The 16,132-nt window shown below is 70.6% G+C and carries 15 protein-coding genes; 11 read left to right on the plus strand and 4 right to left on the minus strand.

Going from position 1 to position 16,132, the window contains the following annotated elements:
• Nucleotides 1–2: 2 nt before the first annotated feature.
• Together B6N23_RS16415 and B6N23_RS16420 are read right to left on the minus strand one after the other, a co-directional pair.
• On the minus strand, nucleotides 3–1,412 hold the full coding sequence (locus B6N23_RS16415; protein WP_305500785.1) for a bifunctional DedA family/phosphatase PAP2 family protein: 1,410 nt from the start codon (nucleotides 1,410–1,412) through the stop codon (nucleotides 3–5).
• A gap of 72 nt (nucleotides 1,413–1,484) precedes the next feature.
• Nucleotides 1,485–3,272: a diguanylate cyclase domain-containing protein gene (locus tag B6N23_RS16420; RefSeq protein WP_305500786.1), complete on the minus strand. Its 1,788-nt coding sequence runs from the start codon at nucleotides 3,270–3,272 to the stop codon at nucleotides 1,485–1,487.
• Between the two features lie 105 nt (nucleotides 3,273–3,377).
• Between B6N23_RS16420 and B6N23_RS16425 the strand changes: the two genes are divergently transcribed.
• The 11 genes from B6N23_RS16425 (at nucleotide 3,378) to lipB (ending at nucleotide 13,851) form a co-directional block, all read left to right on the plus strand.
• Nucleotides 3,378–4,670 carry a glutamate-5-semialdehyde dehydrogenase gene (locus B6N23_RS16425; RefSeq protein ID WP_305500787.1) on the plus strand — a complete coding sequence of 431 codons (1,293 nt, stop codon included), beginning with the start codon at nucleotides 3,378–3,380 and terminating at the stop codon, nucleotides 4,668–4,670.
• Nucleotides 4,671–4,735: 65 nt separating this feature from the next.
• Nucleotides 4,736–5,362 (plus strand): nicotinate-nucleotide adenylyltransferase, encoded by a 627-nt coding sequence (nadD, locus tag B6N23_RS16430; protein WP_305503863.1) that lies wholly within the window; start codon nucleotides 4,736–4,738, stop codon nucleotides 5,360–5,362.
• Between the two features lie 105 nt (nucleotides 5,363–5,467).
• Nucleotides 5,468–5,833 (plus strand): ribosome silencing factor, encoded by a 366-nt coding sequence (gene rsfS, locus B6N23_RS16435; RefSeq protein ID WP_305500788.1) that lies wholly within the window; start codon nucleotides 5,468–5,470, stop codon nucleotides 5,831–5,833.
• Nucleotides 5,830–6,297 carry a 23S rRNA (pseudouridine(1915)-N(3))-methyltransferase RlmH gene (gene rlmH / locus B6N23_RS16440; protein WP_305500790.1) on the plus strand — a complete coding sequence of 156 codons (468 nt, stop codon included), beginning with the start codon at nucleotides 5,830–5,832 and terminating at the stop codon, nucleotides 6,295–6,297. The genes rsfS and rlmH overlap by 4 nt, the downstream gene beginning before the upstream one ends.
• A 27-nt stretch (nucleotides 6,298–6,324) precedes the next feature.
• Nucleotides 6,325–8,232 carry a penicillin-binding protein 2 gene (mrdA, locus tag B6N23_RS16445; protein ID WP_305500791.1) on the plus strand — a complete coding sequence of 636 codons (1,908 nt, stop codon included), beginning with the start codon at nucleotides 6,325–6,327 and terminating at the stop codon, nucleotides 8,230–8,232.
• 2 nt (nucleotides 8,233–8,234) lie between these two features.
• On the plus strand, nucleotides 8,235–9,395 hold the full coding sequence (rodA, locus tag B6N23_RS16450) for a rod shape-determining protein RodA (protein WP_305500792.1): 1,161 nt from the start codon (nucleotides 8,235–8,237) through the stop codon (nucleotides 9,393–9,395).
• 43 nt (nucleotides 9,396–9,438) lie between these two features.
• Nucleotides 9,439–10,497, plus strand: coding sequence for a lytic murein transglycosylase B (gene mltB / locus B6N23_RS16455; protein WP_305500793.1), 1,059 nt, complete (start codon nucleotides 9,439–9,441; stop codon nucleotides 10,495–10,497).
• Nucleotides 10,494–11,492, plus strand: a complete 999-nt coding sequence (locus tag B6N23_RS16460; protein ID WP_305500795.1) for a septal ring lytic transglycosylase RlpA family protein — start codon at nucleotides 10,494–10,496, stop codon at nucleotides 11,490–11,492. Before mltB ends, B6N23_RS16460 begins: the two co-directional genes overlap by 4 nt.
• A 47-nt stretch (nucleotides 11,493–11,539) precedes the next feature.
• Nucleotides 11,540–12,754 carry a D-alanyl-D-alanine carboxypeptidase family protein gene (locus tag B6N23_RS16465; RefSeq protein ID WP_439649829.1) on the plus strand — a complete coding sequence of 405 codons (1,215 nt, stop codon included), beginning with the start codon at nucleotides 11,540–11,542 and terminating at the stop codon, nucleotides 12,752–12,754.
• A 69-nt stretch (nucleotides 12,755–12,823) separates the two neighbouring features.
• On the plus strand, nucleotides 12,824–13,135 hold the full coding sequence (locus B6N23_RS16470; RefSeq protein ID WP_305500797.1) for an HP0495 family protein: 312 nt from the start codon (nucleotides 12,824–12,826) through the stop codon (nucleotides 13,133–13,135).
• Entirely contained in the window at nucleotides 13,135–13,851 is a 717-nt protein-coding gene (gene lipB / locus B6N23_RS16475; RefSeq protein WP_305500799.1) for a lipoyl(octanoyl) transferase LipB, read from the plus strand. Before B6N23_RS16470 ends, lipB begins: the two co-directional genes overlap by 1 nt.
• Here the strand turns inward: lipB and lipA are convergent.
• Nucleotides 13,838–14,893, minus strand: a complete 1,056-nt coding sequence (lipA, locus tag B6N23_RS16480; RefSeq protein ID WP_110069731.1) for a lipoyl synthase — start codon at nucleotides 14,891–14,893, stop codon at nucleotides 13,838–13,840. The genes lipB and lipA overlap by 14 nt on opposite strands.
• Before the next feature lie 199 nt (nucleotides 14,894–15,092).
• The gene (locus B6N23_RS16485; RefSeq protein ID WP_305500803.1) at nucleotides 15,093–16,076 is read right to left on the minus strand and encodes a LysR family transcriptional regulator; all 984 of its coding nucleotides are present in this window, start codon (nucleotides 16,074–16,076) and stop codon (nucleotides 15,093–15,095) included.
• Nucleotides 16,077–16,132: the final 56 nt, after the last annotated feature.

The raw sequence follows: 16,132 nt of genomic DNA on the forward strand, positions 1-16,132 counted from the left end.
GCCTAGATCGGCGGCAGCCAGGCGATGCGCGCGGCTACAAGCACCAACGAGCCGATGCCGAGCCAGGCCCAGGGGCAGGGAGCGAGCGGGGCCCGCGGCCTGACCTGCCAGGCAAGCTGGACCAGTGCACAGACGACCAGGCCCAGCAGGGCGCCGCCCACCAGATCGCTGAACCAGTGCACGCCGATCACCAGCCGCGACAGCGCCATGACCGCGGCGAACAGGATGGCGCCCCAGTAGACCCAGTGGCGCTGGCGGTGGGGCAGCTCCCGGGCGATGAAGGCCGCGGCGAGCCCGGCCAGCACCACCGCCGTGGAGCTGTGGGCGCTGGGGTAGGCCATGGAGCCGGTCAGGTAGTCGGGCGTGCCCGGGCGCGGTCGGTCGAAGAAGGCCTTGCCCCAGGTGTTGAGCAGGGCGATCAGGCCGAGCCCGCCGCCGATATGGGCGAAGGCGTCGAGGCGGCGCCGCCACAGCAGCCAGCCCCCCCAGGGCAGCACCAGGGCGAGCACGCCATAGGTGTCGCCGACCCGCGCCAGGGCCTGGCTTGCCGTCTCAAGCCACGGGGTCGCCAGGTAGTCGAAGAGGGCGTGCAGGCGCGCATCCATCACCAGCGGGCCATCGGCGCCATGCTGCATCACCATCAGCGTCCAGCCCGAGACGCCTCCCAGCGACAGGATCAGCAGCAGCCAGCTGGCCAGGGGTACCTCGCCCCGGGCGCGGGCGCTCTGTGACAGCCAGAGCCGGCGCATCACCGGGTGGCGACGCGCGACCCGGGCGAGCAGGCGGTAGAGTCGCCCGCTGCGGCCCACCTGCTGGCGCAGCCAGGAGAAGATCACGATCAGCGCCACCAGGATGGCGGCCAGGGCCACGATCAGCGGCTGGGCGCCCTCGGGGACGTCAAGCAGCTGCTGCCAGGTGCGTCCCAGCAGATAGCCCGGCAGCACGTAGGCCGGGGCCCACAGCGCCGCCGAGGCGAGATTGGCCCAGGTGAAGGCCCGCGGCGACATCCTGAGCATCCCGGCGATCAGCGGTACCACCGGGCGCACCGGGCCGACGAAGCGGCCGAAGAACACCGAGAGGGTGCCGTAGCGCTGGAAGAAGCGTGCCCCTCGGGCGAGCCACTCCGGGTGGCGCGACAGCGGCCAGAGCCGGGTGACCCGCTCGTGCTGGGTGTAGCCCAGCCAGAAGCTGATCCAGTCGCCCAGCACGGCGCCCACGAAGGCGGCCGCCACGATGAGCGGCAGCGAAAGCTCCTGATGGCCGGCCAGGGAAGCGGCGGCGGTCATCAGCACCACCCCGGGCACCAGCAAGCCGACCAGGGCCAGGGATTCGACCAGGGCAATGGTGGCGATGATCAGCAGCAGCAGGGTGGGAGAGGGCGTCAGCTGGTAGAGGGCGTCGGCGAGGTTCAAGGAAGGCTCCGTGTCGGGTGGGTCGGGGGCCGGCATGGGTGGCCGCAGGGGGTGTCGAAACGGGGCGCGAGGTCAGCCATTGACCTGCCGCTGGACGGTGGCCTGCAGCCGCTGCATGAAGCGTTCGGGTGATTCGCCATGGCGCAGATGGCAGTCGGTCAGGCGCGTCTCCACGGGGCCGGTGTCCAGCAGCACCGCGCGATGCAGCGCCTCCTCGAGGCGCTGGCGAACCAGCAGGGCGCCGCTCTCGCTGGTGTCGGGCAGCACCAGCCAGAAGTCGGCATCGCCCTCGCGGCCCAGCAGGTCGTGGTCCCGGCTGCAGCGTGCCACGGTATCGCAGAGGGACCCGAGCAGGGCGCGTCGCGCCCCGGGCCCGAACTGCTCGCCGGCCATCTCCAGCTGGGGCAGGTGGATGACCAGTACCGCCAGGCGCTGGTGGAGCAGCTCGGCGCGTTCGCACTCGCTGTGAAGCCGGTCATGCAGGGCACTGCGCCGGATCGCGTCGCACTCCTCGTCCAGGGGGTCGGTGGCCTGGAGCAGGCTGCGCTGGTGGAGGATCTCCCAGGGGGCGAGGCCGGCCACCATCACCAGGCTCAGGTAGCCCAGCGCCAGGTCCAGATCGAGCAGGTTCTCGCCCAAGAGCAGCCAGAGCGGGGTCAGGGTGAGGTTGAGCAGCATGGCCGGGCCCAGCGGCAGCAGCAGCAGGGTCAGCACCGGGGGCAGGCCCAGCCAGAAGGGGGCGAGGGAGGACTGCGCGGGCAGCTCCATGGCCACCAGCAGGTAGCCGCACACCAGCACCAGATAGGCCGAGAGCCGGGCGGTCTCCGGCTGGCCCAGGCGCATCAGGGCGGCGGTGATCAGCAGCGGGGCGAGCAGCGCAGGGAGCAGGATGCGGTCGTAGTCGCCGACCAGGTAGAACCAGGCCGCCTGGCTGACCAGCAGCAGGGCGGCGAGGGCATAGAGGCCGGCGTGAAGCCGGGTGTGCTGCAGCTCAGCCATGATCCACCTCGCGCGCCGGGCCCGTTGCCTCCGTCGGCGCTCCAGCGCCCGGCACTCGTCGGCCAGCGAGACGATCCGCGAGAGCGGCGTGGCGCGCAGCCGCTGGATCGGCCCCAGCGCGGCCAGCAGTTCGGCGCGCCGGTGTTCGGCCTGCTCGGCATCCGGAGAGAGCAGCAGGGCGGCCAGGGTGCGGCCATCGAGCCGATAGCAGTGCTCGAAGCTGCGGGTCAGGGTGCACAGCCGCTGAGCCTGGTGCCAGAAGCGTCTGCGCCCCGTGCGCAGCAGCACGAGCTCGCCATGCACCCCGTCGCGGCGGATCCGGGCGCGTTCCCGGGGCAGGTCGCGGCCCAGCTGGGCGCGCGGCCAGAGGCGCAGGCCGGGCGCCAGGTGGGCGCGGCGGCGGGCGATGCCGCGCAGCGGCGCCAGATCGCGGGAGCGGGAGAGCCCGAGCAGCAGCAGCGCCGCCAGCACCGCGCCGGAGAAGGCCGCCTGCTCCGGCGGCATGGCGTGGGCCAGCCAGCCCCAGGAGAGTGCGGCCAGCAGCAGGTTGAGGACGGACATCCAGGCCGGCTGGGGCAGCATGACCAGGGCCGCCCAGGCCCACAGCCAGATCGGAAAGCGCTCGGGGGCGGTGAGCAGCAGGGCGGTGAGCAGCAGGCTGGGCAGCAGCTGCCAGGGTACCAGGGGGGGGCGACGATGGCTGAACTCCACCAGCACGGCCGAGACGGCCAGCCAACCGGCGGCCATCCACAGCAGCAGGGCCTCGGTGAGGTTCGCCGAAGCCGGGGCCATCAGCGCCGGCAGCAGGGCCGCCAGCAGCAGGTTGAGGCGCAGCAGGCCGACTTTGTACTTGCTCTGCATGGTGGCTTACTATGACTCCCTTTCCCGAATTCGCGCGGCCAGGCTGCGCCAGTATAACGTCGTGGCCGCTCCCTCTGGCCACGCCCACAGGAGACCTCTTTCGGCATGTCAGCACAAGTCATCTCCACCGACGAGGCGATCCGGGACGTCGAGACCTACATGGCCGGGCTCGGCCAGGCGGCCCGCCAGGCCGCGGCCGCCATGCGTCGCGCCTCCAGCGGCGCCAAGAACGCCGCCCTGCTGGCCATCGCGGCGCGCCTCGAGGCGCAGCGCAAGGCGATCGCCGCGGCCAACGCCGAGGACATGGCCCGCGGCCGGGACGGCGGGCTCGACGCCGCGCTGCTCGACCGCCTGGAGCTCACGGCGCCGCGCATCGACGCCATGATCGAGGGGCTCCACCAGGTGGCGGCGCTGCCCGACCCCGTCGGCGAGATCGACGGCCTGCGCTACCGGCCGAGCGGCATCCAGGTGGGGCAGATGCGCGTGCCGCTGGGAGTGATCGGCATCATCTACGAGTCGCGGCCCAACGTCACCGTCGAGGCGGCGAGCCTGTGCCTCAAGTCCGGCAATGCGGCGATCCTGCGCGGCGGCAGCGAGGCGCGCGCCTCCAATGCCGCCATCGCCGCCTGCATCCGCGATGGCCTGGCCGATGCCGGGCTCCCCGAGGGCGCCGTGCAGGTGGTGGCCACCACCGACCGCGCCGCCGTGGGTCGCCTGATCGCCATGCCCGAGTATGTCGACGTGATCATTCCCCGCGGCGGCAAGTCGCTGATCGAGCGGATCTCCCGCGAGGCCCGGGTGCCGGTGATCAAGCACCTGGACGGCGTCTGCCACGTCTACGTGGATGCCACCGCGGATCTCGACAAGGCCTTCGCCATCGCCGTCAACGCCAAGACCCACCGCTACGGCACCTGCAACACCATGGAGACCCTGCTGGTGGACGCGCCGGTGGCCGAGCACCTGCTGCCCCGGCTGGCCGCGGCCTACGCCGAGCACGGCGTGGAGCTGCGCGGCTGCGAGCGCACCCGGGCGATCCTGCCCGAGGCCGCCGTCGCCAGCGAAGCGGACTGGGGCACGGAGTACCTGGCGCCGGTGCTGGCGGTGCGCGTGGTGGAGGGCATCGAGGCCGCCATCGAGCACATCGAGCGCCACGGCTCCCACCATACCGACGCCATCGTCACCGACGACTACGGCCTGGCGCGGCGCTTCCTGGCCGAGGTGGACTCGAGCTCGGTGATGGTCAACGCCTCCACCCGCTTCGCCGACGGCTTCGAGTATGGCCTGGGCGCCGAGATCGGCATCTCCACCGACAAGCTCCACGCCCGCGGGCCGGTGGGCCTCGAGGGGCTGACCACCCGCAAGTACGTGGTGCTGGGCGACGGCCAGATCCGCCAGTGAGCCAGGGCGTGCACCTGCCGCTGCCGGCGGGGGAGGCCGACCCGCCGCGCGCGCCGCGCATCGCCATGCTCGGCGGCACCTTCGACCCGGTGCACCTGGGCCACCTGCGCAGCGCCGTGGAGCTTCGCGAGGCGCTCGAGCTGGATCGGGTCCACATGATCCCGGCCAGCGTGCCGCCGCTGCGCGGCGAGCCGCGGGTCTCCCCGGAGCAGCGCCTGGCGCTGCTGCGCCTCGGTATCGGTGACACGCCCGGCCTGGTCGCCGACCCCCGGGAGCTGCACCGGGCGGGTCCCTCCTTCAGCGCCGACACCCTGGCCTCCCTGCGCCGGGAGTATGGCGGCGAGGCGCGCCTGGTGATGGCGCTGGGCCATGACGCCTTCCTGCGCCTGGCCGACTGGCACGAGCCCGAGCGGCTCTTCGCCCTGGCCCATCTGGTGGTGATCGACCGCCCCGACTTCGAGGCGGCGCTGCCCGCCGAGCTCCGGGCGCTGATCGACGGGCGGGAGGTCGGCGACGGCGAGGCGCTGATGGCGCGCCCCGCCGGCGGCCTGCTGCGCCTCTCGCTGCCGTCGCGCATGGCGATCTCCGCCACCGAGGTGCGCCGCCGCCTGGCCGAGGGCAGGAGCGTGCGCTACCTGCTGCCTGAAGCGGTGGAGCATTACCTGCTGGAGCACGCCCTCTATCGCGCCTGAGCCGCTCCCTTGGCAAGCCCGCTGGAAAAGCCCGGGAACGAGCGCTGCCAGCGGGCGGTCAACCCGGTACAATGGTCGTTCAACGACAGCCTGACAGAAGACCCTATGCATATCGACGCACTCAAGACTCTGGTGATCGACGCCCTGGAGGACCTCAAGGCCAAGGACATCGCCCAGCTGGATGTCTCCAAGCTGACCAGCGTGACCGACCAGATGATCATCGCCAGCGGCACCTCTTCCCGGCACGTGGCCGCCCTGGCCTCAAGCGTGGTGCAGAAGGCCAAGGAGGCCGGCATCCAGCCACTGGGCGTGGAGGGCGAGAATGGTGCCGACTGGGTGCTGGTGGACCTCGGCGACGTGGTGGTTCACGTCATGCTGCCGGAGACCCGTCAGCTCTATGACCTCGAGCGCCTCTGGGCCGACCTGCCCAGCGACCTCGAGCGCAGCGAGGGTGAGGCCCACGGCGCATGAGGGTACGCCTGCTCGCCGTGGGCACCCGCATGCCGGCCTGGGTGACCCAGGGCGTCGAGGAGTACCGCAAGCGGCTGCCGCGGGACTTTGCCCTGGAGGTGGAGGAGATCGCCCCCGGCCAGCGCGGCAAGAATGCCGATATTCCCCGGGCCATGGGCCAGGAGGCCGAGCGCATTCGCGCTCGCCTGCGCGGTGACGAGCACGTCGTGGCCCTGGAGGTGGGGGGCAAGCCGTGGAGCACCGAGCAGCTCGCCACCCACGCCGAGGCCTGGCGCCTCGACGGGCGCGACGTGGCGCTGCTGGTGGGCGGCCCCGACGGACTCGAGCCGGGGCTCTCCGCCGCCGCCGATCAGCGCTGGTCGCTGTCGCCGCTGACCCTGCCTCACCCGCTGGTACGGATCCTGCTCGCCGAGCAGCTTTACCGTGCCTGGACCCTGATGGTGGGTCACCCCTACCACCGCTGACCGAGCCACCGCCTGGCCGAGAGTGCGATGCGCAAGAATCGCGACAACCTCAAGAGCCCCGAGCAGGAGCTGCGCATCTTCCGGGTGCGTGCGCTGCTCGCCGCCGTGCTGGTGTTCGCCATGACCGGCCTGCTGATGGGGCGGCTGGCCTACCTGCAGGTGGTCCAGCACGAGCTCTACAGCACCCGCTCCGAGAAGAACCGCGTGCGGGTGGAGCCGCTTCCCCCCACCCGCGGCTTGATCTACGACCGTAACGGGGTGCTGCTGGCCGAGAACCGGCCCACCTACAACCTCACCCTGGTGCGCGAGCGGGTCGATGACCTGGATGCCACCCTGGGGCTGCTGGTGGAGCTCCTCGAGCTGCCGGAGGAGGAGGCCGAGGCCTTTCGGGTTCGCTCTCGCCAGCGCCAGCGCCCCTTCCAGCCGGCGCTGCTGATGAGCGACCTCGATGAGGAGCAGATCGCCCGGCTGTCGGTCAACCGCCACCTGCTGCCGGGGGTCGAGGTGGAGGCCCAGCTGCTGCGCTACTATCCTGATGCCGAGGTGATGGCCCACGCCCTGGGCTATGTGGGCCGCATCAACGCCGAGGAGCTGGCCAACCTGGACACGGGCCGCTACGCCGGCACCCACTTCATCGGCAAGACCGGCGTGGAGCGCTTCTACGAGGACCAGCTGCACGGTCAGGCGGGGCTACGCAAGGTGGAGACCAACGCCCGGGGCCGGGTGCTGCGCGAGCTGGGGCGTACCGATCCGGTGCCCGGCCAGAACATCACCCTGACCCTCGACCACGGTCTGCAGAAGCTGGCCTATGAGCTGCTCGACGGGCGGCGCGGCTCCATTGTGGCTATCGCGCCCCGCACCGGCGAGATCCTGGCCATGGTCTCCACGCCCGGCTTCGACAGCAACCAGTTCGTGACCGGCATCGATGTGGCCTCCTACCGGGCGCTGCAGGAGAACCTGGACCTGCCGCTCTACAACCGTGCCATCCGCGGCCACTATCCTCCCGGCTCCACCATCAAGCCCTTCCTGGCCCTGGCGGGACTCGCCGAGGGGGTGATCACGCCGGATCGGACCATCAACGACCCCGGCTTCTATCAGCTGCCCAACGATACCCGCCGCTACCGCAACTGGCTGCGCTGGGGCCACGGTCGCGTCGACATGGAGCGTTCCATTGCCGTTTCCAATAACACCTACTACTACGCCCTGGCCTACGATCTGGGGATCGATCGCATTCATGAGACGATGAGCGCCTTCGGCTTCGGGAAGCGCGTGGGGCACGACATCTTCGGCGAAAGCACCGCCCTGATGCCCTCCCGGGAGTGGAAGCGGGGGCGCTTCAATCAGCCCTGGTACCCGGGAGAGACCCTCTCGGTGGGAATCGGCCAGGGCTACTGGCAGGTCACCCCGCTGCAGCTGGCCACCGCCACCGCGGTGCTGGCCAATCGCGGCGAGTGGGTCAAGCCGCGCCTGGCCAGCCGCATCGGTGACGAGGAGCTGCCGGCACGGCTCGCCGACACCCCGTCGGACATCGAGATTCCCCATGATGCCTGGTGGGATCGCATCTTCTCCGGCATGGAGAAGGTGCTCACTGGCCACGAGGGCACGGCGCGACGCACCGGGGTCGGGCTCGAGTACCGCATGGCCGGCAAGTCCGGCACCGCCCAGGTCTTCTCCCTGGGCCAGGACCAGCGCTATAACGCCGAGGAGCTGGCCGAGCGGCTGCGCGACCATGCGCTCTTCATGGCCTTTGCCCCCACCGAGGACCCGCAGATCGCGGTATCGGTGATCGTCGAGAACGCCGGCGGCGGCAGCACCCACGCGGCGCATCTGGCTCGGGCCATGAGCGATGCCTGGCTGCTCAAGGACAGGGAGCCCGACGTGGAGGAGCTGCGCGAGGCGATGGCGGATGATGGCAGCCAGGTAGCGGGGAACTGACCATGGGCATGATCGACCTCTCGCGTATCCTGCGCCCCTACCCGGTGCGCCCTCCGGCCAGCGGCATCTCCCGGCGGCGCAGCCTCTGGGAGCGGCTGCACCTGGACCCCTGGCTGCTGGGCATGCTGCTGGCGCTGATGATGGCGGGGCTTATGGTGCTTTACAGCGCCAGCGGCCAACGCATCGAGCCGGTGATCGCCCAGGCTATCCGCTTCGGCGTGGCCCTGGTGGTGATGTTCCTGCTCGCCCAGCTCTCGCCCTCGACCCTGCTGCGCTGGGCGCTGCCGGTCTATGCCCTTGGGGTGCTGCTGCTGGTGGCGGTGGAGCTGGTGGGAGATGTGGGCATGGGGGCCAAGCGCTGGCTGGTGATTCCCGGGGTGATTCGCTTCCAGCCTTCGGAGATGATGAAGCTGGCCGTGCCGCTGATGGTGGCCGCCTACCTGAGCCGCCAGGAGCTTCCCCCGCGGCTGCGCGACATCGCGGTGTGCGGCGTGCTGATCGCCGTGCCGGTCGTGCTGATCGCCAAGCAGCCCGACCTCGGCACCTCGCTGCTGGTGACCTCGGCGGCGGTCTTCGTGGTGCTGCTGGCCGGGCTCTCCTGGCGTTTCATCGCCGCCCTGGCGGTGATCGCCGCGGCGGCGCTGCCACTGCTGTGGATGAACCTGCACAACTACCAGCGCCAGCGGGTGCTGACCTTCCTCGATCCCAACAGCGATCCCCTGGGCTCGGGCTGGAACATCATCCAGTCCACCACCGCCATCGGCAGCGGGGGGGTGTTCGGCAAGGGCTGGCTGCAGGGCACCCAGTCCCAGCTGGAGTTCCTGCCCGAGCGCCATACCGACTTCATCGTCGCCGTGCTCGGCGAGGAGTTCGGCCTGGTCGGCATCGTGGCGATCCTGCTGCTCTACCTGCTGATCATCACCCGCGGCCTGTGGCTCGCCGCCGGCGCCCAGGACACCTTCGGGCGCCTGATGGCGGGCAGCATCATCCTCACCTTCTTCATCTACGTCTTCGTCAACGTGGGCATGGTCAGCGGCATCCTGCCGGTGGTCGGCGTGCCGCTGCCGCTGGTCAGCTACGGCGGCACCTCCAGCGTGACCTTGATGGCGGGTTTCGGTATTCTCATGGCCATTCACGCGCACCGCCGCTTGCTCCCGCGCTAGTGCCGCTGCGGGTATCCGGCTGCCGAATCAGGGAGAGAGCTGCATGTTACGGATTCGAAACCATGGCGTGAGGGCGCTGGTCGCGATGGCTGCCCTGGGCGTGTCGATGAGCCCCCTGGCGGCGGACTTCGATCCGCGCAGCCACGCCGAGACGCGTCAGCTGGTCGAGGAGCTCACCGCCAAGGGCATAGAGCGCGACTGGCTTGAGGCCGCCATGGCCTCCGCCGACTTCCAGCAGGGCGTGCTCGACGCCATGGCCGGTGCCGCCGAGCGGCGCCTGCGCTGGGACGAGTACCGCGAGATCTTCCTGCAGCCCGAGCGCATCCACCGTGGCGTCACTTTCCTTGAGGTGCATCGCGACGCCTTCGAGCGCGCCGAGGCCGAGTATGGCGTGCCCGCCGAGGTGATCGCCGCCATCATCGGCGTCGAGACCAGCTACGGCCGCTTCACCGGCCGCCATCGGGTGATCGACTCCCTGGCCACCCTGGCCTTCCACCACCCGACCCGGGGCGGCTTCTTCCGCGGCGAGCTGGCCGCCTTCCTCGAGATCACCCACGAGCAGGGCGTCGAGCCCGGGGCCCTCAAGGGCTCCTATGCCGGCGCCATGGGCTATCCGCAGTTCATTCCCACCAGCTATCGGGCCTATGCCGTGGACTTCGACGGCGACGGCATCCGCGATCTCTGGACCAACCCGGTGGACGCCATCGGCAGCGTGGGCAACTACTTTGCCGAGCACGGCTGGCGGGGCGGCGAACCCATCTATCACGACGCCACGGGGCCGGAGATCCCCCCGGAGGCTATCGACTTCAACCGGGCGGCGCGCCCGCCGGGGGTGTCGGCGAGTGCCGTGGCCGAGGCCGGGATCACGGTGCCCGATGCCTTCGACGCCGACCGTCCGCTGCTGCCGGTCTCCCTGGAGGACGGCGAGGACAACTGGCGCTACGTGCTCGGCGACCACAACTTCTACGTGATCACCCGCTACAACCACAGCCATCTCTATGCCATGGCGGTCACCGAGCTGGCCGAGGCCATCGAGGCGGCGCGAGCGCTGGATGCCCACTGGCTGCAGGCGGTACAGGCCAACGGGGAGGGGCAGCCATGAGCGCGCGGTTGGGGTGGCTGGCGGCGGCCGCAGCGTCCGTGCTGCTGGCGGGCTGCGCCGGCAGCGGCGGCCAGGCCCCGTCGAGCTCCTCGGAGGTGCGCTCGGCGGCGCCGTCCGCCGCGCCGGCCAGCGGGGGGCGCTACGCCATGTCCGGGGACGCCTATCCGATGGATCCCCCCGACGTCAGCCAGATTCCCGATGCGGTGCCGCGGCTCGAGCCGCTGTCCCGGGGTGGCAACCGGCCGACCTACGAGGTGTGGGGCAAGACCTACCAGGTGCTGCCCGATGCCCGCGGCTACGCTCGCCAGGGCACGGCCTCCTGGTACGGCGAGAAGTTTCACGGCTACGCCACCTCCAACGGCGAAATCTACGACATGTACAAGATGACCGCCGCCCACCGTTCACTGCCGCTGCCGAGCTACGTGCGGGTCACCAGCCTGGACAACGGCCGCTCGGCGATCGTGCGGGTCAACGACCGCGGGCCCTTCCATAACGACCGCGAGATCGACCTCTCCTATGCCGCCGCCGCGCGGCTGGAGATCCTGGAGCGCGGCACCGGGCGCGTGAAGGTGGAGGCGATCGACGTGGAGCAGTGGCTCGCCGAGAATGGCGGGGGCGGCTCCCGCAGTGCGACCGCCGCGGTCGCTCCGCCGGCGCGTCAGGCGGCGAGCCAGGTGGCCTCTGCCCCTGCGCCGCAGGCCGCTCCCGTGGCGCCGGCCGCCGCGTCCGCCAACGGTGCTGCCGCGTCCGGCAGCCCCGCGGATGGCCGCCCCATCTACCTCCAGATCGCCGCCCTGGGCTCCGCCGAGAGCGCCCAGGCGCTGCAGGCCAGGCTCCAGGCCGAGCTCTCCCGCCCGGTGCGGGTGGACACCTCGACCGGCGTGCATCGGGTGCAGGTCGGTCCGCTGGCCAGCGCCGACCAGGTGGAGCCCGTGCGCGGCGAGCTGCGCCGCGCCGGGTTCGAGCAGAGCTTTATCGTCAACGGCGCCGAGTGATCGGCGCTGCGTCCTATTCCCCTGAGCGTTCCATGAGAGCTGTCCCCATGAGAGAGTTGTTCTTCCTTCGCCGCCTGAGGCTGATCCCGGCGCTGCTGGCCTGCCTGCTGATGGTATCGACGCTGGCCTCGGCCCAGAGCGTTCCGGTTCCCCAGCCCCAGCCGCAGACCATGATTCCCTCACCGCCCCAGCTGGCCGCCAAGTCATGGTTCCTGATGGATGCCGACAGCGGCCGGGTGCTGGTGGAGCACAACGCCGACGAGCGCCTGCCGCCGGCGAGCCTGACCAAGCTGATGACCGCCTACCTGGTGGAGCGCGAGCTGGACCGCGGCAACATCGCCATGGATGACATGGTGCGGGTCAGCGAGAACGCCTGGCGCACCGGGGGTTCCAAGATGTTCATCGAGGTCGACACCCAGGTGTCGATCCGCGACCTGCTCTACGGGATCATCATCGCCTCCGGCAACGATGCCAGCGTGGCGGTTGCCGAGCATCTGGCCGGAGGCGAGGCGCCCTTCGCCGACCTGATGAACCAGCACGCCACCCGCCTGGGGCTGCACAACACCAGCTTCCCCAACGCCACCGGGCTGCCACACCCCGAGCAGTACTCCTCGGCCCGGGACATGGCGCTGCTCTCCCAGTACATCATCAACGACTACCCCCAGCACTACGCGATGTACGCCGAGAAGTACTTCACCTACAACGATATCCGCCAGCCCAACCGCAACCGGCTGCTGTGGCGCGACCCCACGGTGGATGGCCTGAAGACCGGCTGGACCACCGAAGCGGGCTATGGCCTGGTGGCCTCCGCCAAGCGTGACGGCATGCGTCTGATCTCCGTGGTGATGGGCACCAGCTCCGAGGAGTCGCGCGCCCAGGAGACCCAGAAGCTTCTGAGCTACGGCTTCCGCTACTTCGAGACCCTCAAGCTGTACGACGCCGGCTCGGTGCTCAACACTCCGCGGGTGTGGGGCGGCGAGAGCAACCAGCTGCCGGTGGGTGTCGACCGCGACGTGATGATGACGGTGCCGCGGGCCCGCAACCAGGAGCTGAGCGCGCGCCTGGATATCCAGGGCGACCTGGCCGCTCCCATCGAGGCAGGCCAGCGCGTCGGCACCCTCGAGGTGCGCCTGGGTGAGGAGGTGGTCGGCGAGCAGCCCCTGGTGGCACTCGAGTCGGTGGAGGAGGGCGGCTTCGTCAAGAAGCTGCTCGACCAGGTCCGGCGCTTCTTCTCCAACCTGGTCGGCGGCTGGTTCGGCTAGGCCCTCGAGTGGTCTCTCTCCGGCGGGTTGCGTAAAATGACGCCATACACGTAACCCGCTGGACTTCCCATGAACGACAACTCCCTGCGCGACCTGCGCCAGCCGAGCCGCCCGGCCTCCGGCAAGCCGCCCACGATCACCTTTCCCTGCCGCTACAGCCTCAAGGTGGTGGGTGATGCCGCCGAAGACTTCGCCGCCATGGTCTGCCAGGTGGTGAGCCGCCACGACCCGGAGTTCGATGCGACCCGCCTGGAAGTGGTGGATAGCCGCAACGGCCGCTTCCAATCGGTGCGCCTGACCATCCGCGCCACCGGTGAGTCCCAGCTGCAGGCGCTGTTCGTGGAGCTCAAGGCCACCGGCCGCGTGCACATGGTGGTGTGATGGCCACCCCTCTCTCCGAGTTGGCCTCGGCGCCCCTGGCGCTGCCGCCCATCGAGCTGCACCGCCTGGGGCGCCGCCCCTACCTGCCGGTGTGGCAGGCGATGCGGGAGCTCACCGACACCCGCGACGCCGACACCCCGGATCAGTTCTGGCTGGTGGAGCACGACCCGGTCTTCACCCAGGGGCAGGCGGGCAAGCCCGAGCACCTGCTGATGCCCGGGGATATCCCGGTGGTGCAGACCGATCGCGGCGGCCAGGTGACCTACCATGGCCCCGGCCAGGTGGTGCTCTATCCGCTGATCGACGTGCGTCGCTCGCGCCTTGGCGTGCGTGACCTGGTGAGCGGGCTCGAGAACGCCGTGATCGCGCTGCTGGCGGAGTACGGCATCGCGGCCCGGGCGCGCCCCGATGCGCCGGGCGTCTACGTGACGACGGGCATGGGCGAGGCCAAGATTGCCTCGCTGGGGCTGCGCATCCGGCGCGGCGGCAGCTTCCACGGGGTGGCGCTCAACGTCGACGGCGACCTCTCCCCCTTCCAGCGCATCAACCCCTGCGGCTATGCCGGCATGGCGATGACGCGCCTGGTGGATCTGGTCGCCGAAGGTTCCGGCGTGGCGACGCCCGGCGTGGCGACGCCCGGCGTGGAGGAGATAGGCGAGCGCCTGGCCCGGTGCCTGGCGCTCGAGCTGGGCAGGGAGCTGGTCAGCCGACGTTGATGGCGTCGATGCGGTCGGGGTCGGGCGCCTGGCCCGGCACCGGGGCCGGCGCGGAGAGGCCCAGGTTGTTCTTCTCGAAGACCCGGTCGGCGCGGTAGCTGGAGCGCACCAGCGGCCCTGCCGCCACCTCCATGAAGCCCTTCTCCAGGCCGATCTGGCGATAGCGCTCGAACTCCTCGGGGGAGACCCAGCGCTCCACCGCCAGGTGGTTGCGGGTAGGGCGCAGGTACTGGCCCAGCGTGACGATATCCACGCCGATCTCGCGCAGGTCGTCGAAGGTGGCCAGGATCTCCTCGTCGGTCTCGCCCAGGCCCAGCATCAGGCTGGTCTTGGTCAGCACCGCGGGGTTGTGGCGCTTGGCGTGGGCCAGCACGTCCAGGGTCTTGCGATAACCGGCGCGCGGGTCGCGCACCTTGTGGGTCAGGCGCTCGACGGTCTCGACGTTCTGGGCGAACACCTCGAGGCCGGAGTCGACCACCTGCTCGATGGCCGCGTGGACGCCGTCGAAGTCCGGGGTCAGCGCCTCCACCACCACCTCGGGGGTGTTGGCCTTGATGGCGCGGATGCACGCCGCGTAGTGGGCGGCGCCGCCGTCGTCGAGGTCGTCGCGGTCCACCGAGGTGAGCACCACGTAGCGCAGCCCCATCAGCTCCACCGACTTGGCGGTGTTGGCCGGCTCCTCGGCGTCCAGCCAGCCCCCGGGGTTGCCGGTATCCACGGCGCAGAAGCGGCAGGCGCGGGTGCAGACCGAGCCCATCAGCATGATGGTGGCGGTGCCGTTGCTCCAGCACTCGCCCATGTTGGGGCAGTGGGACTCGGCGCACACGGTGCTCAGGCGGTGCTCGCTGACGTTGCGCTTGACGGCCTCGAAGCGCTCGCCGCCGGGAATCTGGGCGCGCAGCCACTTGGGCTTGCGCCCCGGGTCGGCGGCCTGCTCTTCCGGCTCTCGGCGCTGCTTGATGCCGTCCTTGATGGCGGCAAAGCCGTGCTGGGTGCGGAACTTCTCGCCGCTGGGGACGTGTTTCGAGGTCTTGTCGCTCATTCGGGTGTGAGCCCCTTCGCTCGGCGGCCGCCCGGCGTGCGGGCGATGGCGGCATCGGCTGCCGGCAGGCCGCGTCGGGCGTGCTGATGGTTACTGGGTGTCGGGCCCACAATCTACCATAGTCGCAGGAGCCAGGCATCGTTCGGGCGCGTCGTCCCGCCTGGCCTTGACCTGGCTCAGGGGGGGAATCAGGGGTGGATCAGGAGCTCAGCGGCAGGCAGACCACGTCGTGATTGGGCAGCGGGCGGGGCGGCGCCTGGAAGTGGGCATGGAACTCCGCCAGGTGCTCGCGCACGAAACGCAGGAACAGCTCGGTGACTGGGGTGGGAAAGCGCTCCCGGGGGTAGACGGTGCACCAGGAGTGGCGCAGCGGAAAGTCGGGCAGGCTGAGCTCCTCGAGCAGGCCGGCCGCAAGCTCCAGGCGCACCGCCAGGCGCGGCAGCACGGCGACGCCGAGCTGGGCCATCACCCCCTGCTTGACCGCTTCGTTGGTGCCGAGCTCGATGCGGTGGGGGAGGCCGACGTCCTGTTCGGCGGCCAGCTCCTCGAAGGCGCTGCGCACCCCGGAGCCCGGCTCGCGCATCAGCACGTAGTGGCGGGCGAAGTCCTCGAGGGTGGGGGCCGCAGCCTGGAGCAGGGGGTGGCCGGGCCACACCAGGGGCACCATCTCGTTGTCCAGGATCGGCATGAAGACCAGCTCCCGGTCCTCGGGCACCCGTGCCATGATGACCAGGTCGTCGCGCCGCTCGGCGAGGCGCTCCAGGGCCTGGCTGCGGTTGCACACCTTGAGGCGCACCTGGACGTTGGGGTAGTGGGCGCGGAAGCGGGCGAGCAGGAAGGGCACCACGTACTGGGCGGTGGAGACCGCTGCCAGGTTGAGCTCACCGCGAATGGTACCCGACATGTCCGAGAGCGCCATCTGCAGCCGCGACACCTGGCCGAAGATGGCCCGCACCGAGGCCGCCAGGGCATCGGCCGCCGGCAGCACATGGAGGGTCTTGCCGGCATACTTGAACAGCGGCTGCCCGAGCGCCTGCTCCAGCTGGCGAATCTGGGCGCTGACCGCGGGCTGCGTCAGCCCCAGCTGCTCCGCCGCGCGGGAGTAGGAGTGCTGATCGTGAACCGCCTGGAATACCTGCAGCTGGCGGAAGGTCAACTTGTTGAGCAGCTTGGGAGTGGTCATGATCGCCTGCCGGATGGACGCCGTCGGCCTCTTGTCGGTCCGTGATCCATGCTAGC

The organism is Halomonas alkalicola, from assembly GCF_030704205.1.
Classification (GTDB): Bacteria; Pseudomonadota; Gammaproteobacteria; order Pseudomonadales; family Halomonadaceae; genus Halomonas; species Halomonas alkalicola.